18 protein-coding genes and 1 riboswitch are annotated in these 23,641 nt (G+C 42.2%); of the genes, 11 read left to right on the top strand and 7 right to left on the bottom strand.

The features are described from left to right. Positions 1–226: 226 nt before the first annotated feature. Positions 227–721, top strand: coding sequence for a J domain-containing protein (locus IM450_RS16050; RefSeq protein WP_002779886.1), 495 nt, complete (start codon positions 227–229; stop codon positions 719–721). 5 nt (positions 722–726) lie between these two features. After that, positions 727–999 carry a DUF3143 domain-containing protein gene (locus IM450_RS16045; RefSeq protein WP_004268884.1) on the top strand — a complete coding sequence of 91 codons (273 nt, stop codon included), beginning with the start codon at positions 727–729 and terminating at the stop codon, positions 997–999. A 347-nt stretch (positions 1,000–1,346) separates the two neighbouring features. Here the strand turns inward: IM450_RS16045 and arsS are convergent, their stop codons facing one another. The 3 genes from arsS to IM450_RS16030 form a co-directional block, all read right to left on the bottom strand. Next, complete coding sequence (arsS, locus tag IM450_RS16040) at positions 1,347–2,324, bottom strand: arsenosugar biosynthesis radical SAM (seleno)protein ArsS (RefSeq protein ID WP_004268883.1); 978 nt, start codon at positions 2,322–2,324, stop codon at positions 1,347–1,349. A 122-nt stretch (positions 2,325–2,446) separates the two neighbouring features. Continuing rightward, the gene (locus IM450_RS16035) at positions 2,447–3,859 is read right to left on the bottom strand and encodes an LCP family protein (RefSeq protein ID WP_287671060.1); all 1,413 of its coding nucleotides are present in this window, start codon (positions 3,857–3,859) and stop codon (positions 2,447–2,449) included. A gap of 349 nt (positions 3,860–4,208) precedes the next feature. Further along, positions 4,209–4,829: a GNAT family N-acetyltransferase gene (locus tag IM450_RS16030; RefSeq protein ID WP_004268880.1), complete on the bottom strand. Its 621-nt coding sequence runs from the start codon at positions 4,827–4,829 to the stop codon at positions 4,209–4,211. Positions 4,830–5,135: 306 nt separating this feature from the next. Between IM450_RS16030 and IM450_RS16025 the strand changes: the two genes are divergently transcribed. Then, positions 5,136–6,377: an AmpG family muropeptide MFS transporter gene (locus IM450_RS16025; protein WP_287671057.1), complete on the top strand. Its 1,242-nt coding sequence runs from the start codon at positions 5,136–5,138 to the stop codon at positions 6,375–6,377. A 28-nt stretch (positions 6,378–6,405) separates the two neighbouring features. On the opposite strand, the gene IM450_RS16020 is transcribed toward IM450_RS16025, so the two are convergent. Continuing rightward, positions 6,406–7,830, bottom strand: a complete 1,425-nt coding sequence (locus IM450_RS16020; RefSeq protein ID WP_287671055.1) for a PP2C family protein-serine/threonine phosphatase — start codon at positions 7,828–7,830, stop codon at positions 6,406–6,408. A 206-nt stretch (positions 7,831–8,036) separates the two neighbouring features. Here IM450_RS16020 and IM450_RS16015 point away from each other — a divergent pair, with 206 nt between their 5' ends. Both IM450_RS16015 and IM450_RS16010 read left to right on the top strand, forming a co-directional pair. Further along, positions 8,037–8,687, top strand: coding sequence for a nitroreductase family protein (locus IM450_RS16015; protein WP_004268876.1), 651 nt, complete (start codon positions 8,037–8,039; stop codon positions 8,685–8,687). A gap of 333 nt (positions 8,688–9,020) precedes the next feature. Then, positions 9,021–11,030: a primary-amine oxidase gene (locus tag IM450_RS16010; RefSeq protein WP_287671052.1), complete on the top strand. Its 2,010-nt coding sequence runs from the start codon at positions 9,021–9,023 to the stop codon at positions 11,028–11,030. A 224-nt stretch (positions 11,031–11,254) separates the two neighbouring features. Here IM450_RS16010 and IM450_RS16005 read toward each other — a convergent pair whose 3' ends face one another. Beyond that, positions 11,255–14,170: a plasmid replication protein, CyRepA1 family gene (locus IM450_RS16005; RefSeq protein WP_287671050.1), complete on the bottom strand. Its 2,916-nt coding sequence runs from the start codon at positions 14,168–14,170 to the stop codon at positions 11,255–11,257. Positions 14,171–14,624: 454 nt separating this feature from the next. Here IM450_RS16005 and IM450_RS16000 point away from each other — a divergent pair, with 454 nt between their 5' ends. The 5 genes from IM450_RS16000 (at position 14,625) to IM450_RS15980 (ending at position 19,519) form a co-directional block, all read left to right on the top strand. Next, on the top strand, positions 14,625–16,937 hold the full coding sequence (locus IM450_RS16000; protein ID WP_287671048.1) for a ribonucleoside-diphosphate reductase subunit alpha: 2,313 nt from the start codon (positions 14,625–14,627) through the stop codon (positions 16,935–16,937). A gap of 80 nt (positions 16,938–17,017) precedes the next feature. Further along, complete coding sequence (locus IM450_RS15995; protein WP_043997969.1) at positions 17,018–17,470, top strand: DUF29 domain-containing protein; 453 nt, start codon at positions 17,018–17,020, stop codon at positions 17,468–17,470. Between the two features lie 11 nt (positions 17,471–17,481). Continuing rightward, entirely contained in the window at positions 17,482–17,934 is a 453-nt protein-coding gene (locus IM450_RS15990; RefSeq protein ID WP_004268869.1) for a DUF29 domain-containing protein, read from the top strand. An 11-nt stretch (positions 17,935–17,945) separates the two neighbouring features. Then, positions 17,946–18,398, top strand: a complete 453-nt coding sequence (locus IM450_RS15985; RefSeq protein ID WP_004268868.1) for a DUF29 domain-containing protein — start codon at positions 17,946–17,948, stop codon at positions 18,396–18,398. A 53-nt stretch (positions 18,399–18,451) separates the two neighbouring features. Then, complete coding sequence (locus IM450_RS15980; protein WP_004268867.1) at positions 18,452–19,519, top strand: ribonucleotide-diphosphate reductase subunit beta; 1,068 nt, start codon at positions 18,452–18,454, stop codon at positions 19,517–19,519. A 403-nt stretch (positions 19,520–19,922) separates the two neighbouring features. Here the strand turns inward: IM450_RS15980 and IM450_RS15975 are convergent, their stop codons facing one another. After that, a complete protein-coding gene (locus IM450_RS15975) occupies positions 19,923–20,843 on the bottom strand; it encodes an NAD(+) kinase (protein ID WP_004268863.1) in 921 nt (306 codons plus the stop codon). Positions 20,844–21,222: 379 nt separating this feature from the next. On the opposite strand from IM450_RS15975, the gene IM450_RS15970 reads away from it, so the two are divergent. After that, positions 21,223–21,762 (top strand): phycobiliprotein lyase, encoded by a 540-nt coding sequence (locus IM450_RS15970; protein WP_004268862.1) that lies wholly within the window; start codon positions 21,223–21,225, stop codon positions 21,760–21,762. Between the two features lie 86 nt (positions 21,763–21,848). On the opposite strand, the gene thiC is transcribed toward IM450_RS15970, so the two are convergent. Then, positions 21,849–23,231: a phosphomethylpyrimidine synthase gene (gene thiC / locus IM450_RS15965; RefSeq protein WP_004268861.1), complete on the bottom strand. Its 1,383-nt coding sequence runs from the start codon at positions 23,229–23,231 to the stop codon at positions 21,849–21,851. A gap of 8 nt (positions 23,232–23,239) precedes the next feature. Continuing rightward, a riboswitch (TPP riboswitch) is annotated at positions 23,240–23,336 on the bottom strand. Positions 23,337–23,641: the final 305 nt, after the last annotated feature.

Genomic DNA, 23,641 nt, shown 5'->3' with positions numbered 1-23,641 from the left:
CCTCTAAAATAATTGGTTTCTCTGGTACTTGACGCTTAGAGCTTTTACCTATAGGAGCATTCCCCTATAGAACCCCATAACTCTAGTTTTCAAGGTGCGTTCATCCTGCGATGACTGGGTTTTTTAAGCGGTTGCTTACCCGGCCCGCTATTCTTAATATCATACATCACATAAAGTCGCCCTAAAAGGGCGAGGCTTTAAACCCAATTTTTCGGTAAAAAATCTTGTGACCTTCGAGCGCGATAATTCCCAAACCACCTCGCGAGTCATTGCCGCTAACTCGCGCTTTGCCAATACCTATTATGCCATTCTAGGACTACATCCGAGTGCCTCGGTGATCGAAGTGCGACGAGCCTATCGGGAACTGAGCAAACGATACCACCCCGATACTACCGAACTCAGCCCCGAAGTGGCAACGGTTAAATTCCAGCGTCTTAACGAAGCTTATGCCACCCTGAGTAATCCCGATCGCCGTTCCCTGTATGATTTACAGATAGGTTACTCGCGCTGGAATGTCATCCAAACTATCCCCGATGGCGATCAACCCATAGCTAATCGTAGCGCCTATCTCGATCCGACCGATCGCCCCCTATCTTCGGGAGAGATTTTTGCTTTGTTTATCTTGGCACTCACCCTGCTGGGCTGCTTGTTACTAGCGGTGATTATTGCTATGCTTCGAGGAGAGAATGCTGTCACTGTAGCCCAATTATTTTTGATTTAGATGCGATGAAGATTCCCACTGCTGATACTCCCCTCTATAATCATCCCTTACCGGCGATCGAAGCATGGCTAGTTAAGTTAGGTTGTCGGAAAAATACCGAGAATATCCACTGTTGGACTGTGGAAAAACCGACATGGAAGGCGGAAATCTGCCTCGACATCGAAGAAATCACCGTTCGTTACTTTCGGGCAGCAAATGACGGCAGTGATATCAATCGCGCTTTTAAATACTCCCTTAGTCGCCAAGATATCGAATCGGCGGTTTTTTCTGGTCCCTAATCATTAGCCAAACTTTTGACTATCTAGGGCTTGCTGAATAAATCTAAAAACCTTGCTGGATAAGACTTTTAGACTTTTTGTCAATCCAAAAGTACCGGACCTGGGAGTGAGCGGGGGGAAAATTCAGGTACTTTTTCCCTGAAAATTAGGTAATTGACCCCCTCAAAATCGGTAAAACCCTACACCCCACACCCCACACCCCACACCCTGCCCCCACGAAAAACTTTTTGCCGCAAACCCTATCTAAGATTACTCGTTAAGACAGCACCGGAGTTGGCAGCAGGGAAAGCTAGTCCGAGCATTTGTACTAAATTTGTCGAGATGCGCTGTCAATCCAGTACACTTGTTCAGCTTGAAATCAAAGCTCCCCCACAACTGGAACCGCTGCCGGCAGTGCAACCGTAGCAATAGGAAGCGGTTTGTACCTCTGCAATTAGATCTAAACTATCCGCTTGTAATAAATCCGACAGGGTTAATTTTTGGTCTTGACCGGTGCAAGCGGCCAGATCTTCCATCTGATTAAAATCGCAGTCATAGATATTACCCAAATAATCGATCGAAAGCTGATTACGACACATCAAATGCTCGACAGTATCGCCATTAAAATGGTCTTCGAGGAATTGAAGATAGGGTTGATAGAGTTGCCGGTGTTCCAGATGGAAACGGGTTCTTCCGACGGGTAAGTTAGTGATAGTAAACAGATTGTTAAAAGAAATATTAAAATGTTCTTGCAAGAACTTTTTGTAATCCCGTGTTAGGGATACCTGATCCGGTGTAAGAGAAAAATTCTCTGACTTAGGAATCTGGGGATTATAGACTAAATCCACAATCAAATTCGGCTCTTGAGCGTAGCCGAGACGGTTCAACCATTGTAAAGCGGCGATTGATCGATCATAGACTCCCAAACCGCGCATTTTATCCACATTATCGGCAAGATAACAGGGTAAAGAAGCCACCACCCGCAGCTGATGGCCCGCGCAATATTCAGGAATATCAGTAAATCCTTTCTCGAAATAAATAGTTAAATTCGAGCGCACAATTACCTGTTTCCCAGCTTTTCTAGAGATTTCCACAATCGGCTTAAAACCGTAGAGCATTTCTGGGGCGCCGCCGGTCAGATCGACGGTTTTAATTTGGGGAAATCTTGCGATCAGTTCGATAATTTGTTCGCACACTTCTGGAGTCATTTCTTCGGAGCGAACTGGACTTGCTTCCACATGACAATGGCTACAAGCAAGGTTACATTTTTTTCCCAAATTAATTTGCAGAACCGAGATTTTTTGCTTAGTTAAAGGAGTTTTTATTTTCTCAACAAAAGGGGTCATGGGAGAGTAAACAGTAAACAGTGAACAGTAAACAGTGACCAATCACTAATCAATGATAACTGATAATGGATGAGTTTTTTGTCAATGGGTAACTCCTAACTCAGATAAACTTGATTTTTCTCTTAGTTGCCAGGGGATAGATCAGAAAGATTAGCTGATTTTTCTTGCCAATCTTGACCAATTTTAATCGTCACATCAGAAGCGAGATTTCCCGTACTTTCCACCAAAACTTCCCCGACACCAAGGCTATTATGCAGGGCAGCAGCCAGGGAATCATCCCCTTTTTGAGCAATAATTTTGGTAGTTTCTAGAATTGGCGATGAAGACTTAGAGACAAAAACATTTTCATAACCAAACGAGCGCAGATATCTGACTAGAGTTTGCACCGCTTCTGGATTATCGATGCTATCTTCCACAGCTATGCGAGTCGGTTGCGTGGTTTCTTCGATGTCAGCGATAAAAGAGCCGTGGTTAAAATGTTGAGCCACTAGCTCTTGAATTTTACTTTGATTGGGCAACCAATAACTGATCCCTTGCCGACCATCACCATTAAAGTCTCCTGGTAGCAGTAGCATCTGCACATCAGCGCGCTGAGTTTTGGAGGCAAAACCAGCTAGGGCGAGTAACTCCTCTAAACTGAGATTAGTATCGATATGGGTGCGGATAACCTCGATAATATCGGGAATTTTCAGTAAAGTTGCTGGTTTTAGGGTTTGTTCTACTAAGGACCGCATTAATTGCTGTTGTCGTTGGATACGACCGATATCGCCGTTAGCATCGTAACGAAAACGGGCAAACTGGAGGAATTTCTCGCCGTTGAGGTGTTGTTCCCCTTTTTTCAGGTCAATGTAGAGGTGTTGACTAAAATCTTGATACTTCATGTCTTTGGGAACATATACCGTCACCCCCCCCAAAGCATCAATTAATTTTTCCACACCCTGCACATTAATGCGAACATAGCGATCGATAGCCACTCCGTCCAAAAGATGACTAACCGTTTCCGCCGTTAAAGCCGGTCCACCGAGGGCGTTAGCTTCATTGATTTTTTTCTCCCCGTAACCCTCGATATCGGCGCGGGTATCCCGGGGGATGGAAAGCATGGTTAACTTCTGTCTTTGGGGGTCAAAACGCAGTAACAGCATGGTATCGGTTAAACCATCCAAGGAATTAACCGGGGCATGATAACCCAGATCTGGGGTTTGTGCCTCCTTGACATCGGATGTCAACACTTTCGCGCCAACTACCAGAATATTAACGGGGCGGTTGAGGGCGGGAAGTTGCAGATTTTCATAGGATATGGCCTGTTGATTGTTAAAAGCGGCGGCTTCTTCGGGACTAAGAGCAGCTTGTCGCAAAGGTGTGGAGGAGAGAGACACAGCTAACATAGCCCCCGCCGTAGCGGAAACTAGGGCGCAGCCAGTTAAGCCTAGGGCTGTCAGGAACCATTTACCCGACAATCGCCGCTTTTTAACAGGTTTAGCCGCTAATTTGCTTGATTTTCCGCTTTTAAGCCTTGATTTCGTCTTATTAACCACAAATTGCCTCACACAATCACTAAATATCTCCCTAAAACCATATTTAAAGAGATAAACTATTTGTTTTCTCAGATAACCGGAAAAGATTATTAAACTAATCGGGTTTTCTAGAGAGTTAGCAGATAATATAGCAGAATTTTTCCTTATAGTTCTTCGGCATCGCAATTTTGTCGAAATATCTAGGGTTTGTTTCGTGGGAGCGGGGTGTGGGAATTATGAATTATGAATTATGAATTGGGAAGCGGGGAAGCGGGGAAGCGGGGAAGTGGGGGAGTGGGGGAGTGGGGGAGTGGGGAAATTGAACTAAAACCGCAACATCCCAACCCCTAAAACCTGTCTCGGAGTCTCCTCATTGGCTGATTTTTTTGTGCAGAAATAACTTTTGTGGTCGATTAAATAACCGATTGATCAACCAACCGTCGGTTTTTTGCAGACGATAACCGCTACTTAAGTACAGTGACTGGGCTGCTAGATTATTATCGAGAACATGGAGGGAAAGTTCCTCAAAACCCCATTCTCTAGCGATCTGTTCACACTTGAGCAGCAATCTCCGGGCCAGACCGGCACGCCGGCGATCGGGACTAACGGCTAAATTAGAAATATAAGGAATGGGAACAGCTAAAAAAGAACTGGATTTTAAGCTGATTTCCGCCGTAGCGACAATAACTTCCTGAGGACCCGTGGCGGTGACACTGGTTTGACTGACTACCAGACAGTGATAGTAAGGGGTATCACCGCGTAATCGTCCCCGTAAGTCCTCGTAAATGCCTAATTTAAAGATAGGACGCAGAAAAGACCAATAATTGGCCGTGGGGAAAAAACTATCGGCGATAATCTCCGCCAAGCTTTTGAGATCTTGGCTTTGGGCCAAACGCACCTCGACGGTAATGGCGGCAGTGTCACCGGTCGCTTCCGAGTCGGAGGGATGAGACAATAGGTATGAGATAAAACAGGAGTCCACTTTAATCACAGGAGTCGGCAGGGAAGATGGGGATGGCAGTCCTTATCTGGGAAAGGTAAATAGGGGTGGGAGCTAGTTGGGAGAATCAAGCATCTATCTTAAGGAGAATCCCGCAATTTTTCAAGACTACTGAATCAAAATCTCATCTATTCTACTGCCTATAGCCCCAGTTGGGGGAAAGACCGCTATTTTTCGGGAATTTTTTTTGATCGCCGGGCCATGGTTAAGATGGAATGATGCTGGTCAGAACTAATCTCTTTCTTTTTGGGTCAATTAACTATATTCTTTAATCTAATCTATCCTCCTATCCTCTCTATGATCAAAGAAATTTCCGCTTATTTGCAAGTGTTCCGCAGTCAAAAAATGGCGGCTTTGTTATTCTTAGGTTTTGCTTCCGGATTGCCCTTATTTCTCACCAGTCGCACCCTGCAAGCTTGGATGACCACCGAAGGAGTTGATCTGAAATCGATCGGTTTATTTAGTTTAGTTACCCTCCCCTACTCTCTCAAATTTCTTTGGTCTCCCTTGCTCGATCGCTATGTTCCTCCTTTTCTTGGTCGTCGTCGCGGTTGGATTTTAATCGCTCAAGTTTGTTTAACTTTAGCGATTGGTTTTATGGCTTTTCAACAACCAAAACAATCTTTGGAATTATTGGCAATTAATGCTTTACTGATCGCTTTTTTTAGTGCCACTCAAGATATTGCCTACGATGCCTATCGCACAGATATTTTAGAAAAATGGGAGATGGGTGCCGGGGTAGCGATCGGGGTTTTAGGTTATCGTTTGGCTTTAATTTTAACCGGTTCGATCGCTTTAATTTTAGCCGATCACTTTCCCTGGCCTCTCGTCTATCTTTTCCTGGCTGGATTGATGGCTTTAACGATTATTTGGTCTTTTTTCGCCCCGGCTACTCCCCCTAGGGATGATACTCCTCAAACCCTTTTAGAGGCGGTTTGGTTGCCTTTCCAAGAGTTTTTTCAACGCTATCAAATAGGTCAAGGAATCGGCATTCTCGCCTTTATTGTTCTCTATCGTTTAGGGGATGCTTTAGTTAATAATATGGTGACTCCTTTTCTCTTAAAAACTGGTTTCAGTCAAACCGATATCGGGGCGATCCAAGGCGGCATGGGCATGATAGCAACTATGGTGGGAGTTTTATTAGGTGGCTCCCTGTTAAGTCGTTGGGGAATTAATCGATCGCTCTGGATTTTTGGCGGCTTGCAAGCTATTAGTAATTTAGTCTATTTTATTTTAGCAAATTTAGGGCAAAATTATCCTTTTATGGTCTTAGCTATTAATATTGAAAACTTCTGCGGTGGCTTAGTCACTGCCGCTTTTGTGGCTTTTTTAATGAGTCTTTGTAATGCTCGTTTTACCGCTACTCAGTTCGCCCTCTTATCGAGTTTAATGGCTTTTAGTCGCGATATTTTAGTAGCTCCCGCTGGACTTTTAGCCGAGGCGATCGGTTGGCAGTGGTTCTTTTTAATCACGGTAATTGCCGCTTTACCCGGGTTAGCTTTATTACCTTTATTTGCTCCCTGGCAAGAGCCGAATTAGGCTAATTTATGAGCTAGAGAACGATAATTTATTCCTCCGATTTCACTCGCATAACTACTAAAGTCATATCGTCACTACTGTCATTTCCTAAACCGGTAAAAGCGGCAACTTTCCCAAATAAATATTCCAGAATCTGTTCGGGATCGGTGTACTGTTGACAGGCTTCTTTAACTGCCGATAGCCAATTTTTCTGATCAAATCTTTCCCCTTTCGAGTTGACTGCATCGGTAAAGCCATCGGTATAATAGATCAGCGTATCTCCCGCTTCTAATTGCACTTGGGCATCATCATAGATAGAATCGGCCTCTAAACCAACTAATGTCCCTTCCGTGTCAAGAGACTCTAACTCTGCCGTTTTAGCCCGCCACCAGAGGGTGGGATAATGGGCAGCATTACTGTAGCCAAGACGCTGCGTCAGTGGATCATACTCGGAATAAAATAATGTCACGAAACGATGAGAATTATCGAGATCGGCATACATAACCCGATTGAGATGACGCAAAATCTGGGCCGGGGAGTGACGATTTAACACTTCCGCTCGCAACATTCCCCGGGTCATGGTCATCAATAATCCTGCTGGGACACCTTTACCCATGACATCACCGATGACTATACTCCAAGGAGCGCTACTGGCTTCCCTTTCCGCCTCCGTTGCCGGTTTAAATTGATCGTAGTTGCAGGGGATAAAATCATAATAATCGCCACCAACGCGATTAGCCGTTTTGCAGTGGGCTGCCAATTCTACCCCCTGAATTTTCGGACATTGCCGGGGTAAAAGACGATTTTGGATTTCGGAAGCGATTTCTAACTCTCGATCCTGACGTTCCTTGGCCCGTAATTCGATCGTTAATTCATTATTAGCTATAGCTACCGCCGTTTGATCCGCCACTAGCTGCAACAGTTTACGACGGGTGGGGGTCCAACCATAATCGGGATCGCGACTGAAAACGTATAAACGTCCCCGCTCACTATTTTTTACTAAAACAGGCGTACTATAAACCTGCGTACCCTGTCCGAGAGTTTGCCGGATCTGATGGTCGAGACTGTCGAGAAGCGATCGATTATTTTTGTTCTCAAGTGTCGCTTCTTGGTTTAATTGTCGGATAATTGCCTCTAATTGTCGGCGTAGTTCCCCATTAATTTGATTATCTTGGCAATGGAGTTGATCGAGCGCCACTTGACCGTTATTTTTGCTCAAAATCAACGCTCCTCCCTCCGCATCCGCCACTCGTGCGGCCATCAAGGGGGTAAGATCGAGGAATTGGTTTAAATTATTGAAACTCCGCAGGGCAAAACCGAGGGAACTTAAGAGATTTTGAACTTTGTTTTGTTCGCGATATAAACTAGCGACTAACTCTTTTAAGGCTAAAATTGGCTTGATATCGGTACTGTGATCGCCCATATTGACGGTGGCAGTGGTGAGGGTATCGCTCGGTTCCGGCTCAGAAAGCATAAAATGATTTTTGTGGCGGTGACATGATTATAGCTAGATGGTCATTGGCTTATGACCTGTTTAAGTTTAACAGTATAGTCGATCTTTTCCTGACTGCCACAATTTAATCCCGATGTTTTACTATTTCTGTTTTTTCACACCTAAGACTGAGGCTGATAGCTTGACCTTATAATAATTAGAAGTATTTAACTTGATCCATTGACTTTATGACCTTGCCTCTCGATGTTCCCACGGCGATTAATCAACGTCGTTCTATTAAAAATTTTACCACCGATCCGATCGCTCCGGAACTGCTGAAAACCCTAGTAGAATTAACCGTTGCCGCACCTAGTAGTTTCAACATCCAAGATTGGCGAATTATTTTAGTACAAGATGAGGCACAAAAGGCCGCTTTAGCCGAGGCCGCTTGGGGACAAAAGCAAATTATCCAAGCGCCGGTTACTTTTGTTTTCGCTGCCGATGCTGCCGCAGGAGGAGGAGATCTAACTCCTATCTATGAACAGGCTCTCAGTACAGGTGCCTGGAGCGAAGGCACGGTAAAATATTTCAAACAGGCAATCCCGGGATTTCAAAAGGATTTGGGCGAAAAAACCCGGGAATACGCGATTAAAGATGCCATGATCGCCGCTACTCATCTGGTTTTAGCTGCCGAAAGTCTCGGTTTATCTAGTTGTTTTCTCAACGGTTGGATCGAGGACAAGGTAAAAGCTGTGATCGGTGCTGCCGATCATCCCCATCTGGCGATCGCTGTCGTCGTTCCCATCGGTTACGCAGCGGAACCGCGGCTTAATCCGGGGCGTTTACCCTTAGATTACAATGTTTTTGTGGATCGCTTGGGTAATCCCTATCAAATCTGAACTCTATTAACTGGATTCAATCTTGTTTTAATCGCTGTTTTGACCGGTGGTTGAGTAGTTGCTATCGGTTTCGGTTGGCAGGGGTTGGCGTTGCTGATTTGAGATAGGAAGCTTCTGTCAAACTAACTTTTAGATAGGATGGCACGGTTGACATTCATAGCTTGATTGAGCAACGCCTTGTATTGTGGCAAAATTAACAATTTAATCTGCATCAAGCTGCGCTAATACTGCCGACATCGATCTTAATTTTTTGAAAAGATATAAGGTTAATTATGACATCCCAGATTATCATGTCTAGGATTGACCATCTTTTAGCCTTATCGAGGGATTTCTATGCTGAAAAAATACTCATGGTGGCGGCCACTGACGATTTTATTTGTAATCAGCTGCGGAGTGATCTTAATTTTTGGGAAAACTTTCGCCCAATCCCCAGAGATTAGCCATCCTCTCGACCCCCTCACAGAAAATGAGATTAAAATGGCGGTAACTGTGGTGAAAAAAGACAAATCCCTGACGGAGTTCGCCAGATTTCCTAATATTTCTTTACAAGAACCCGATAAGCAAACTGTTTTAAACTTTAAAAAAGGAGATGCTATTGCTCGTCAGGCTTTTTTAGTAATTCTGGAACCCAGACTGAATAAAACCTATGAGGCTATTGTCGATACCAAAGCGAGTAAAATTCTCTCATGGCAAGAAGTATCGACAGGACAACCACCATTGTTAGATGAAGAATACGAAATTCTCGATCAAGTAGCTAAAGCTGATATTCGTTGGCAAGAAGCTATGAAAAAACGCGGGATTGCTGACTTTGAAAACGTCATCATTGATGGTTGGGCAACCGGGATGATGAGCGAGAAAGAACAAGCATCGGGAAAGCGCTTAATTCGCGGGATTACTTACTATAAAGGCAAGGATCGCAGTAATTATTATGGCGCACCGATCGAAGGTTTGTCGGTGACGGTAGATTTAAATAATCGCCAAGTATTTGAAGTGCGAGATACTGGGATTGTACCTTTCTCAAAAGCTAATTTTGATTATGATGAAAAAACCCTTTCACCCCTTCAAAAAGCCCTAAAACCTTTAATAATTCAACAACCGCAAGGGACAACTTTTCAGATTAGGGGTAACGAAGTTAGCTGGCAAAATTGGAAATTTCGTTATCTCATGCACCCAAGAGAGGGGTTAGTTCTTTATCTAGTTACCTACAATGATAAAGGTAAAGATAGAATAATTTTGTATCGTGCAGGACTCTCAGAAATGGTAGTTCCCTACTCCGATACCTCGCGAGAATGGGCGGTTCGTAGTGCTTTTGATGTGGGAGAATATCGTTTTGGTTGGCTATCTACTCCCTTGGATAAAGGTAATGATGTTCCTGAAAATACTGTCTTGTTAAATGCCTTGTTTGCTGATGATAATGGGGAACCTTATCTCGGGAAAAATCTTATCGGTATTTACGAAAAGGATGCGGGAATTCTCTGGCGACATTATGATTTTAACACGGAAACTTTTGAAGGTCGTCGCGCCCGTCAATTAGTGGTTAATACCGTGGCTGCTATCGGTAATTATGACTATGGAATTAACTGGATTTTTCATGAAGATGGTACTTTAGAACAGCGCAGCGATTTAACGGGAATTATGTTAGCTAAAGCGACTCCTAATCTCACTAATTCTCATGAGCATGGCGATAAATTTGGGACATTAGTAGCGGCAAATGTGGAAGCAATTAATCATCAGCATTTCTTAAATTTTCGTCTCGATTTTGATGTGGATGGGGTTAAAAATTCTGTTACTGAAATGAAGGTTTCTACCCGATCACCAGAAAAGAATCCCTTTGGTAATGCCTTCACTATGTCAGAAAGAAATCTTCAGCAAGAATCCGAGGCAATTCGTGATGTGAATTTAGCTGAAAGTCGCGCTTGGATGGTAATGAATAAGAATCAGAAAAACTCCCTAGGAATGCCGACAAGTTATATGTTAATGCCATCGACAAATTCAATTTATTATCCCAATTTCCAAGCTGATTCTCATCAACGGGGTGAATTTGCTACCCATCATTTTTGGGCAACTCGTTACAAAGCGAACGAGCTTTATGCAGCGGGAGATTATCCCAATCAAGGCAAAAAAGGCCGAGGTTTACCGCAATATACTGCTGATAATGAATCTCTCGACAATGAGGATTTAGTTATCTGGTACACCTACGGTGTTACCCATATTCCTCGTCCCGAAGAATGGCCAATTATGACCGTACATCCGGCTGGTTTTAAGATTATGTCTTGGGGTTTCTTTGACCAAAATCCTGTTTTGAATGTCCCGAAAAATAACCTAGAGACTTCTTCTAATTAATTAGGGTCTGCTGAAAAAGTTTTTCGTGGGGGTAGGGTGTGGGGTTTTACCCATTTTCAGGTGGTCAACTACCTAATTTTCAGAGAAAAAGTAACTGAATTTTTCCCCGATCACTCCAATGGTCGGCACTTTTTGGGGGAAAAAAGTCTAAAAACCTTATCCAACAAGGTTTTTAGATTTATTCAGGAAACCCTAATTATTTGTATAAGAAGTCCCTAAGAACCTTATTCATACCAAATCTCAGAACTTCCCGCACATTTTTCGTCTCTAAATAACCATTGTTGAAACACTTGTTCTCTCCCATCATGAGGGGCAACAATCTGATAAACTTTTAGGTATTTTTTAGCAATTCTCTGGCTGCCCTTGCTGGTTAATTTATAACCTAACAAGTTTAAAAAATGACGAATAATCGTCAGAGGACGGGAACTATTAGAGAGGTTAATCTTGGTGATAGTTTTAATCTCGTTACGGTTTTTAATGGCGATTTCGGCCATTTTTTGTAAATCGGCATCATGATTATTTAATTCTCTTTCAGGGTTAGCTAATAATACGGGAATTCCCAACAATTCTAACGTCCCGATAATCACTCCTAATTGACTACTATTAAAATCGGGAATAAATAAACTTCCGTGACCTGATTCTATCAGTTTACGCGCAATTAAAGCATCTCGATCACACAAAAATTGTCGCCCAATTGTCAAAAAGTAATGTAGACGTAGTTCTTGATACCATCCTTGATCATCTTTAATCACTAATTGCGGTGTGACGGGGATTCCATAGCGTTTGTATAGGTCATATTTTCTAAGAATTCTCCTTTCTTTTACTGACTTAACTAACTGTTTTTTTAGCAGACGACACTCTGATTCCGTTATCTCAGCTGCGTTGGCAATCGCATCGCATTCAGAACGATAATTATGTTCCATAATTTCTTCAATTGCTTCCGTTAACTGATTAGTTATCTCTAGTTCTTCTTCCTGATTTCGTTCTTTAATTCTATGACCTTCTGCTTGTAAAATTCCTAGAATTGACTGACGATAATTAAGCATATAAGCATTTACTCGCACGGCCATTTTTGCCCAGCAGAGGAGAGATTCCGCTTGAAAACTTGTATCTAAATCCTCCAGAGATTCTAAATCTGATTGGTGTAGTAAGCGAATATTAACCTCCGTTAATCGGTGTCCAGAGGTGAGAAGTTTCGGGATAGAAGTGGAACCATTACCCACCTGATTAAATCCGTACACTGCTGACCAAATATAACGAGGAATATTCTCTCTAATTCTCCCTAAAAATTGAGCGATAGAAGTGGGAGTTTGAATTCCCTGTGCTAGACACCAAACCGAGGAAAAGTGTTGCTGAATATCAATACTAATTCCCGTTTCAATCGCAGGACTAGCTAGAACTATATCATAGTTAAGTAACAACTGATTTAAATTGCCAATCGCTTGATAGGCAGCGTGACTAGAATCTTGCAATGACTCTGAGTCTATCCGCAGAACTTTCTTATGAGGAAATTGCTTTTTTAGATAAGATTCTAGGGTAATTGTTCCCCATTTGCTAGTTAATTTTTGTGCTGATAGACAAACAAAGGGTTTTCCTCCGTCTTTAATATGTTTGACCAAATCATTAACTAGCCGTTGGGGAGTATTATCGGAGTAGTTATAAACTCGCCAAGCTTCCTGATAACTTGGTTTCCACTCGTTACTAATCAAGAAAGTTTCTAGTTCAATCGCCGCTAGAGAAGTTAAATAATCTAGGGAAATATCACTTAAATCAGCATCAGCAACTAGGACTTTTCCCCCACTGCTGACCACAGTTTGCAGCAGGGACTTTAAAGACTTTAAAATTGCTACACGATTAGCTTTACAAGTATCCCCATTTAACCCATGCCATAGGACTTGTTCGATCTCATCAATAATAATAATAGCTCCTTGCCAATCTTCCGCTTGAAATTTTGCTTGCGATTGGGGATGGAGAGAGTCAATACATAAACCATAACCGTAAATTTGTGCCGCAGGATTATCTCTAATTTTGCTGATATAGTTTAAACCAAAGCGTTGACACAACTCCTCTACCAGTTTCACCCGATGACCAATAACTAAAACTTTTTGTTGATTGGCAACAGCCTGTTTAACTATTTTAGCTAAAAACTCAGTTTTTCCCGTACCTTTAGCAGATTTAATCGCCATTAACTGCGCTGATGTAGGGATAGAAATATCTGGCAAGTAACGGCTATTTAACTCTAGATGAGGTGAGAGAGTTAAACTATTTAAACTCGCTGCTTTCCAAATTTCCCAAGAGGTAGCTTTTTGATAGATTTGTTGAAAGTAATCTTCTCCTCGATTGATTAGTAAATCATCCACCCCTTTACCGTCAGCAGCATCCCAAGTAACTACCTTTACCTCACAGTTAGCCTGACTGAATAGATAACCCATTCTCTGTAAAGCTAAATTAACCGCTTGCTGGGTTTTCGGTTTAGTTTCTTGATCGAAAACTAGATAAATCTTTCGTCCCGAATTAGCTAATTTTTCTAGCTGCGGAATTAGATGAGATTTGCCGATTCTCCTACCTAATTCGTCCTTGGGAGTACGATAACCATTGTGAATCCCGGGTAAGGCAATTGTCACATAACCTGCTGTTAGTAATGCCCCCGCTTTTTTCGCCCCTTCCGTAAGACAAATAGGTATCTCTGGATGTTTCATCACCCAGGACCAAAAACCGAGATCCTCTTGCTTATTATCCACTTCTTCAGTTAAAATACTAACACTGATAGACTGGGCTATTTTTTGCCAAATTTTCAGGGGAATCCGCAAAGCAAAGACTCCCGTAGGGGTTTGGGGAGGATGTTCGTACTTAATCGGTTTAGCCTCATCGAAGCTTAAACGGGGAAAATCGGGCTTAAAACAGCCCCAAGGGTCATAATTGCCCGTTAATAAGTCAATTCCTGAACACCACCAACCTCCTTGACTGGTATGTTCATAACGCTTGAGAATACTATCCCTAACCCTGCCATCATTGCGTCGCGGTAATTCTTGGGAGTAGAGTAGGTATTCACTGGGAGATAGCCCCGCTAAACCGGTGACATTGAGAGCGATTAACTCCGCATCCACCCCGCTATCACGCCATTCTTCTAAATATTTCATCCTTGTCCTCTACTAGCTAGACGCTATATATAGCGTTTTTGTCCTATTATTCTAGCGGTAAGCCACTAAATAGCGAAAAGAGAAAATTTACTCTCTCAGAGGTTCTCAGAGGAAATTTGACTTTTAATCCACTCTTGTCTTAAATTATCGAAAAGTTAAGAACAAATAAAGTCTCACCATAACCTCCTCAGCAGTCAGTCTGTTTTGCTATCAAAGAAAAAGCTTTTTGTCAAGCATACAAAAGAACCACTTTGAGAGAGAATCGAGAATTTTTTCCAGAAAATGTCATCCAAAACACTGTTTTGGGGAACAAAACAATCCTGGTTATACCACATATAGAGTTATAAAATTATTTAACACGCTAGATGTTGTGTTTTCCCAGAAAATCTGATAGAATGCTCTAGTACAAATAGATTAATTTGTCAAGTTTTTTTAACGCCGCAATTTCCCAATTATGCAATCGAAGCCCTTGACTACTGCCGTTTCCATTCACAAAAATAACGAAGTAATACCCTTTCGTTCTACCCCTTTAGCTAATATGGGCAGCCATGCAATTAGAGTGATTCGGCGCGATGGTTCCACCACAAGCTTAAATATCGGCAAAATTCGCGACGTGGTAGAGTGGGCTTGTGAAGGTAAAAAAGTCAATTCAATCGCCTTAGAAGCGGGTTTAACCACACGCCTGCGGGATGGGATTACCACTAGGGAAATACAGGATAATTTAATCAATTGCGCCCTAGAAATGTGTAGTCCCGAGGAACCGGATTGGCGCTATGTGGCGGGAAGATTGCATATTTGGAGTCTTTGGAAAGATACCTTAGTAGTGCGGGGTTATCAGTACGGAAATTACGAGAAAACTGTTAAAACTCAAGTTAAAAATCGCCTGTACGACGAAAGAATTCTCATCTATTCTGAGGCAGAATTAAAAGAAGCTGGTTCTTGGATTAATCCCGATTGGGATATCGATTATGATTACGCCGGGGCATTGTTAATCACTAGCCGTTATTTACTCAAAAATGAGTTACCTCAAGAGGCATTATTAACCTGTTCCTTACTGCTTGCCATTGTGGAAGAACCAGCTAATAGACTCCACTGGGCGAAGAAATTTTATCAAGCGATTGCTCAAAGAAAAATCTCTCTTGCCACCCCAATTTTAGCCAATTTACGCACTCCCAAAAGTTCCCTAACCAGTTGTTTTATCCTCTCCATTGACGACAGTTTAGAAAGCATTTTCGACGAGATTACTAATGCTGCCCGCATCTCAAAAAATGGTGGCGGTGTCGGGGTGAATGTGAGTAGAATTCGCGCCACTGGTAGCTGGGTAATGGGGAAAGCTAATGCTTCCGGGGGGATTATTCCTTGGATTAAATTACTCAACGATACAGCTATTGCAGTAAATCAGGGGGGAAGACGCGCCGGGGCAGTAACTATCGGTGTTGACATCTGGCATTTAGATGTGCCAGAATTTCTGGAAATGCAGACAGAAAACGGTGATCAAAGACGCAAAGCTTATGATGTTTTTCCCCAATTAGTTATCACCGATGAATTCATGCGTCGGGTGATAAATAAAGCCGAGTGGACATTAGTAGATCCCTACGAAGTTCGCAATAAATTAGGTATAGAATTAGCGGAACTATGGGGGGAAGAATTTGAAGAGGCCTATCGTTTAGTAGAAGCTAATTTAGATAAAGAGATTTTCCTCTATAAAAAAATCAATGCCCGGGACTTATTTAAAACTATCATGCGTTCCCAAGTAGAAACAGGAATGCCCTACATTGCCTTCAAAGATACCATCAATCGCGCTAATCCTAATAAACATGATGGCTATATCCCCGGTGTAAATTTATGCACGGAGAGTTTCTCGAATGTCACCCCCGATAAAACTGCTCATTGCTGTAATTTAGTTAGCCTTAATTTAGCCAACATTGACAGGGAAGAAATCGAGTCTAATTGTCAAATCGCTGTCAGGATTCTCGACAATACTATCGATATCACTAATCCTCCCTTTGATAATGCTAAAAACCACAACGATAAATATCGGACTATTGGGGTAGGGGCGATGGGATTGGCTGACTGGTTAGCGAAACGGAAGTTATCCTACAATAACCTGTCAGAAATTAGTAATTTATTTGAAGAAATTGGCTATTGGTGTACCTATTCCTCGATGGAATTAGCCAAGGAACGCGGTGCTTATCAAGCTTTCTTGGGTAGTGAATGGAGTCAAGGTAAATTAATCGGAGCAAAACCAGTGGCATGGTTTTTAAATAACGCAGTGCAACCGCAAAGATGGCAACAATTAGCCGCAGATATTCAACGATTTGGCATCCGTAATTCCCATATTACCGCCATTGCTCCTAATACTTCCTCTAGTTTGGTACAGGGATGTACCGCTAGTGTTTTGCCGGTTTATAGTCGCTTTTTCTACGATAAATGGGCAAAGGGAACCGTTCCCATCGCACCGCCTTTTATTGAAGAAGCTTTCTGGTTTTATCCAGAGAATAAAAATCTCGAACAACAGCAAGTGGTAAAAGCGATCGCTACTATGCAAGAATGGATCGATACGGGGATTTCTATGGAGTTATTATTCAACCTCAATGAAGGGGTTTATTTCCCCGAAGAACCCAACCGTTGTCTCACTGCCAAAGATATCTTTGATACCCTAGTTATGGCCTGGGAATTGGGGTGTAAAGCGATTTATTATATCCGTACCGTACAAAAGGACAATTTTCGAGAGTCTGACGATAGTTGTTCTAGTTGCGCTAATTAAGCCTAACTTGGGTGGGCAATGCCCACCTTATTTTTTTCAGATCATTTAAAATGAGTCTTATTCATCACCTAATCACAGCCATGAATAAGACTTTATACGAACAGGATTACTATCTCTGGATAGAGAAAACTATTCATTTATTAGAAAATAATCAGTTTTCTGAGTTGGATTTAGATAATCTCATCGAGGAGATTAGCGACATGGGCAAAAGCCAACGGCAAAGCTTAAAGAGTTATTTAACTCGGTTATTAGAACATTTGCTGAAACTAGCTTACTGGCAGTCGGAATTAGAATATAATCAAAGAGGATGGAAAAATGAAATCCGTAACTTTCGCCTACGAATTCAACAAATTATTGAAGACAGTCCCAGTTTAAAGCCCTATCTATCGGAAATTTTCTCCCCCTGTTATCAAAATGCTCGTAAATTATTTCTGGATCTATCTGGAATGGCTGAAAATTTGGTCAGTTTAGCTCCAATTTGCACTATAGAACAGGCTTTAAATGAGGATTGGTTTCCTGAAATATCAAAATAATGGGGATAATTATGGAAAATAACTTATACGAAAAAGATTACTATCTCTGGATAGAGAGAACTATTCATTTATTAGAAAATAATCAGTTTTTTGATTTAGATTTAGAAAATTTAATTGACGAAATTAGTAGTATGGGGAAAAGTGAGAAACGAAGTTTAGAAAGTTATTTAACTCGGTTATTAGAACATTTGCTGAAACTAGCTTACTGGCAATCGGAATTAGAATATAATCAAAGAGGATGGAAAAATGAAATTAGGAATTTCCGTCGTGCCATAAAAAGAATTATTGCCGATAGTCCTAGTTTACAGCCTTATCTCATTGAAATTTTTGATAACTCTTTTCAAGAAGCTCGTATTTCTTGGCTCGAATTATCTGGAATCGCTGAAAATTTGGTCGGTTTAGCTCCAATTTGCACTATAGAACAGGCTTTAAATGAGGATTGGTTTCCTGAAATATCAAAGTAATGGAGATAATTATGGAAAAGAACTTATACGAAAAAGATTACTATCTCTGGTTAGAGAAAACAATTAATTTACTAGAAAATCGCCAGTTTTCCGATTTAGATTTAGAGAATTTAATTGAAGAAATCAAATCTATGTCTATCAGTCAACAGAAAGCATTAAAAAGCAATCTGACCGTGATTTTATGGCATTTACTAAAATACTTACAAGAGCCAGAAAAACAAAGCAGAAGCTGGGAATTAACCCTTTTTGAGCATCGCGAAAGAATCGAAGAAGATTTAGAGAATAGCCCTAGTCTTAAGATTTTTTTAACAGAAGAAAATTTAAAAAAATGCTATAACAAAGCCAGAAAAAAAGCCGCTATTGAAACAGGGATAAACCTAGAGAAATTCCCGAAGGATTGCCCATTTACTTTGGCAGAAGCCCTAGATTTTGAATTTATTCCTAATCAAAATCAAAACATTTGACTTTTTACCGAAAATCTATTATAACCTAAAAGTGCCATAATATCCAAGTAATCATGTCCTTACATTTAGTTAATTCTTGCCATTCGATGCCCATTTCCCCGATTTTCAATCCAGCGGGAGACGATGCGATCGAAAACCGTTCGATCTGGTTTGGTAACACCACCAACCTGATGCAATTAAACGATGTCCGCTACACCTGGGCGGTGGGTTTATATCAACAAATGCGCGAAAATTTCTGGATCCCGCAACGATTAGATATCACTCAAGACGTGACTGAATACGGGCATCTTACCGACGAAGAAAGATATGCTTATGATGGTATTTTGTCCTATCTAACCTTTCTTGATTCCGTGCAAACCTGTAATATTCCCCACCTAAAAGGTAGCGTCACTGCGCCAGAAATTAGTCTTTGTATGGCGGAACAAATTTCTCAAGAGGCCATGCACAATCAAAGTTATCAATACTTAATTGAAACGATTATTCCTTCGGATCGCAGAGGCGAAGTTTATGACTTTTGGCGCACCGATAAAGTTCTCAAGGATCGCTGTGAATTTATTGCTAGTCTCTACCAGCAATACATCGATAAACAAACTACTGAAAGCTATTTTATCGCTCTTCTTGCCGACTATTTACTGGAGAGTTTGTATTTTTATAACGGCTTTATCTTTTTCTATAATCTCGCTTCTCGACAGCTAATGTCCGGTAGTGCTGACGTTTTCAAAATGATCAACCGGGACGAATTAAGTCACGTCCGTTTGTATCAGAAACTTATTCCTGAAGCCATGGCAATTTTTCCCCATTCCGTTGAACAGATTTATGAGATGTTCGATAGTGCCGTTAAACACGAATGTCGCTGGACAAATCACATCGTTGGCAACGACATTTTAGGTATTACCGAATACAGTACCGAACAGTACACTAAATACCTCGCTAATATTCGGCTAAAAGCGATCGGACTTGAGCCTTTATACAGGGAAGAAAAGTATAACAAAAGTCCCTATAACCATCTGGAACGCTTCTCCGATACCAAAAAAGAAGGCCACACCAAAGCTAACTTTTTTGAAGCAACCGTTACCAGTTATGTTATGTCTTCTGGCTTAACTGGATGGGATGAAATTTAAAATTTAAGGGATAATAATAACCCAATTTCTTACCATAAAGTGGCAACTTTGTCAAATATTTTGACAACTTTTGACCCTCTCTTGCAGAAATACCGACAATCAGCAAATGTGCTTCTGGGTTTGGGGGGTTCTACCCCCAAAAGCCTGGATTTACTGATAAAATCGGAAGTAATGACCAATTTTAGAAGATATACTTAGGGCTTGTTCAATAAATCTAAAAACCTTGTTGGATAAGGTTTTTAGACTTTTTTGACCTCAAAAAGTGCCGACCTTTGGAGTGATTGGGGGGAAAATTCAGGGACTTTTTCCCTGAAAATTAGGTAATTGACCCCCTCAAAATCGGTAAAACCCTACACCCTACACCCCACACCCTGTCCCCACGAAAAACTTTTTGCCGCAAACCCTAATTATGACGATTGCCATCATAATGAATTCTCGCCCCGGCCCATTGCAATTTTTCCTGTAGAGTCTGATAAAAAGAATAGCTTTCCCGCAGGATAATAAATTGGGCGAATTTTTCAGCTTTGGTAACTCCCACCCATTGCCCAGGCCAAATGGAAGTGGCTAAAGCACCATCCATCCAGAGTTTAGTATTTAATTCGTAGTCTCCCAGGGGCCAAATACTGACCAGAGATGCCGGGGGAATGACAATCGGCCGACTGGAGAGACTCAAGGGACAAATCGGGGTGACAGCGATCGCTTCCATGCCGGGGTGTATAATCGGGCCATTAGCGGAAGCGGTGTAACAGGTGGATCCCGTGGGAGTAGCCACTAATAAACCGTCTCCTTGGTACTGATCTACTATTTCCCCGTCCACTTCGATTTCGAGGATTGAGGTGGGCATCCTATCGATACTAGCGGGTTTCACGCACATCTCATTCAGGGCATAAAATGCCTCGCTCACTGGCTGCGGGTTTCTTTTATCCCCTTCATAGATTCTGGCCTTTAACATCATTCGTTGTTGTACCGCATAGTGGTCCGATTGTAAACGCTCCCAGACCGTCTCCGTATCCTGGAAAATCTCAAAAGGTTCCGTTAAAAATCCCAGATGGCCGCCGACATTCACCGCTAAAATTGGAATGTCTTCGTGAGCTAAATAGCGAGCGGCGGCTAAAATGGTTCCATCTCCGCCCAAAACGATGGCGAGGTCGATTTTTTCCGATGCTGAGGCTAAAAATACTGGATAGGGATTATCTTTAAAGCCACTGGGTCCCATTAAAACTTTACACTGACGGGCTTCTAACTGTTTAGCGCATTTTTCCGCCCATGCTTTACTTTGGGGATGGTTGGCCTTGTGAGCGATGATTACTTGTTTTAACTGCACGGAGTTGAGACCTTGTTCGGAGGTTCTATATTTTTAACAATAGCAAGACCGGACAGATCGGGTGAAAAGTAACAGGTAAAAAAGGGGGTTGGGGGAATCACCTCGGCCTCACTGTAGCCAATTTGACAGAATTAATCGATAGATAGGGGTAAATGGAAGTAACTAGGATAAGCTCGCAGGTTTTAGCAATGTTATCCCCTTTTTTCCCTGTAACTGCTGTATCTATGCGACTTTTTCCCAATTATCTCCCTCAACACACCTACCACTTAATTTCCCCGCAAGGTTATAATTGTATTAAGATGTGTAACAGTTCTCTGGCAAACTCTTGACAAAGGATAACAAATCTGCTCTACCAAAAAACAGGAAAGGTTTTATTTCTATGACATTAATTCAAACCGCCCAATTATCGCTGGAAACCTCGGCTTTAGCCTTTTTTAAGCAGACAGAAGGACACTGGCAATCCCAGAGACGTTATTACACCCTCACCCAAGAAACGGAACCCCAAGAAGTTATCAGCGCCATCGAGATTAAATATTTACCCCAAGGCAGCGAACCATTAATTCAACTTGCCCGTTTACATAATCTGGAAGATACAGCTTTATTAGGTGGTACGGAAGTGACTTGGCAAAGTAATTATCTCCGTCCCCAGAGTAAAAAACCCTCCAACGGTTCCACTATATTCGGTATTTTAGATAATATTCTCTATCGCGATCGGGGATTTGCGACGGATAAACCCGTTAGTGCCATTTATACCTTTCCTAACCCCTCTACTCTCTGTCTGAGAACAGAATACGCCGGTTCTGTCTTTGAAGAAGAAATTAAACTCATCGGTCAACAATATCGCACCCGACAAACTATTATCTCTCGCGCCGGTCAGGAATTGATGATCGGTCAATATCTAGAAAAACGGGTCAATTAGTCAAAAAATGGCGTTTATTCTCCGAATTTTGACTTATATGTTAGGAATAGGGCTGAAATCAAATCAGCCCTTCCCATAACTCCCGTTTAAACCGGGGTTAAATTGTCTTGATTCTGACTAGCGAGAAACTTCTCTAATTCCGTAATCGCATCGGCATCGACCTTAGTTTGCATGGGACAGAATTTCGGTCCACACATCGAACAAAACTCCGCAGTCTTATAGATATCTGCGGGTAAAGTCTCATCGTGGTATTCCTTAGCGCGATCGGGATCCAAAGATAACTGAAATTGACGATTCCAATCAAAATTATAACGAGCGATGGAGAGTTCGTCATCACGATCCCGCGCCCCCGGACGATGACGGGCGATATCTGCCGCATGAGCCGCTATTTTGTAGGCAATTAAGCCATTTCGCACATCTTCAGCGTTGGGTAAACCGAGATGTTCTTTCGGGGTGACATAACATAACATCGCCGTCCCGTACCAACCCGCCAGAGCCGCCCCGATCGCCGAAGTGATATGATCGTACCCTGGGGCAATATCGGTGACAAGGGGACCAAGAACATAGAAAGGTGCTTCGCTACACTCCTCCATTTGTTTTTTCACATTAAACTCAATTTGATCCATGGGAACATGGCCAGGTCCTTCCACCATTACCTGTACATCGTGTTCCCAAGCGCGACGCGTCAGTTGGCCGAGGGTTTTCAATTCCGCTAATTGGGCTGCATCGGAAGCATCGTGGGTACAACCGGGACGCAGGGAGTCACCGAGACTAAAAGAAACGTCATAACGCTTGAAAATCTCGATAATTTCATCGAAATGGGTGTAGAGAGGATTTTGCTTGTGGTGGTGTAACATCCACTTAGCAATAATACCACCGCCCCGGGAGACAATCCCGGTCAGACGAGTTTTGACTAAAGGCAGGTGTTCGATGAGGATTCCTGCGTGAATTGTCATGTAATCTACCCCTTGCCCGGCGTGTTTTTCGATAATGTGGAGGAAATCTTCGGCGGTGAGTTTTTCAATATTACCGTGAACGCTTTCCACCGCTTGATAGATGGGTACAGTACCGATGGGGACAGGAGAAGCATTGATAATCGCGGTGCGAATTTCGTCCAAATTACCGCCCCCAGTGGAGAGATCCATCACCGTATCGGCGCCGTATTTGACCGCTAGGTGTAATTTTTCCAGTTCTTCGTTAATATTCGAGGAGTTAGGCGAAGCCCCTATATTAGCATTAACTTTACACTTAGAAGCAATACCGATCGCCATGGGTTCGAGGTTGAGGTGATTGATATTAGCGGGAATAATCAGTCTTCCTCGGGCGATTTCGCTGCGAATCAATTCGGGAGAGAGATTTTCCCGTTTTGCCACATACGTCATCTCTTCGGTAATTATCCCCTGACGGGCGTAGTGCATTTGCGATACATTTGCTTGTCCGCGCCGGGGGGCAACCCATTCTTGTCTCATAATTTTATTTCCTCTGTAAACAGCTTCCCTACGCTGGAATTACCCAGTCTCAGGTTCTAAGGGTCTTTCTCAGCCTGATTATCTCAGACACCCCTAGCTATGACGGCAATTGTATCACTGTTGACGACTGAGGAGATCAAGCTTAAGATTGTTGTTTGATTAGGCAGTATTCAGTAGTCACTATTCAGTAGTCACTATTCAGCATTCAGTATTCAGCATTCAGTATTCAGCTTTTACTTATTATCCCATTTCCCCCGCTCCCCACTTCCCGCTCCCCCACTCCCCAATTCATAATTCATAATTCATAATTCATAATTCCCCCACTCCCCAATTCATAATTCATAATTCATAATTCCCCCACTCCCCAATTCATAATTCATAATTCATAATTCCCCCACTCCCCAATTCAT

Source organism: Microcystis sp. M083S1 (assembly GCF_020246405.1).
GTDB lineage: Bacteria > Cyanobacteriota > Cyanobacteriia > Cyanobacteriales > Microcystaceae > Microcystis > Microcystis aeruginosa_C.
This window is presented reverse-complemented; position numbering and strand designations above follow the sequence as displayed.

Coding starts and splice junctions, on each gene's coding strand:
- IM450_RS16045 (WP_004268884.1), top strand. CDS start 727: ATGAAGATTCCCACTGCTGATACTCCCCTCTATAATCATCCCTTACCG.
- arsS (WP_004268883.1), bottom strand. CDS start 2,324: ATGACCCCTTTTGTTGAGAAAATAAAAACTCCTTTAACTAAGCAAAAA.
- IM450_RS16025 (WP_287671057.1), top strand. CDS start 5,136: ATGATCAAAGAAATTTCCGCTTATTTGCAAGTGTTCCGCAGTCAAAAA.
- IM450_RS16020 (WP_287671055.1), bottom strand. CDS start 7,830: ATGCTTTCTGAGCCGGAACCGAGCGATACCCTCACCACTGCCACCGTC.
- IM450_RS16015 (WP_004268876.1), top strand. CDS start 8,037: ATGACCTTGCCTCTCGATGTTCCCACGGCGATTAATCAACGTCGTTCT.
- IM450_RS16010 (WP_287671052.1), top strand. CDS start 9,021: ATGCTGAAAAAATACTCATGGTGGCGGCCACTGACGATTTTATTTGTA.
- IM450_RS16005 (WP_287671050.1), bottom strand. CDS start 14,170: ATGAAATATTTAGAAGAATGGCGTGATAGCGGGGTGGATGCGGAGTTA.
- IM450_RS16000 (WP_287671048.1), top strand. CDS start 14,625: ATGCAATCGAAGCCCTTGACTACTGCCGTTTCCATTCACAAAAATAAC.
- IM450_RS15995 (WP_043997969.1), top strand. CDS start 17,018: ATGAATAAGACTTTATACGAACAGGATTACTATCTCTGGATAGAGAAA.
- IM450_RS15990 (WP_004268869.1), top strand. CDS start 17,482: ATGGAAAATAACTTATACGAAAAAGATTACTATCTCTGGATAGAGAGA.
- IM450_RS15985 (WP_004268868.1), top strand. CDS start 17,946: ATGGAAAAGAACTTATACGAAAAAGATTACTATCTCTGGTTAGAGAAA.
- IM450_RS15980 (WP_004268867.1), top strand. CDS start 18,452: ATGTCCTTACATTTAGTTAATTCTTGCCATTCGATGCCCATTTCCCCG.
- IM450_RS15970 (WP_004268862.1), top strand. CDS start 21,223: ATGACATTAATTCAAACCGCCCAATTATCGCTGGAAACCTCGGCTTTA.
- thiC (WP_004268861.1), bottom strand. CDS start 23,231: ATGAGACAAGAATGGGTTGCCCCCCGGCGCGGACAAGCAAATGTATCG.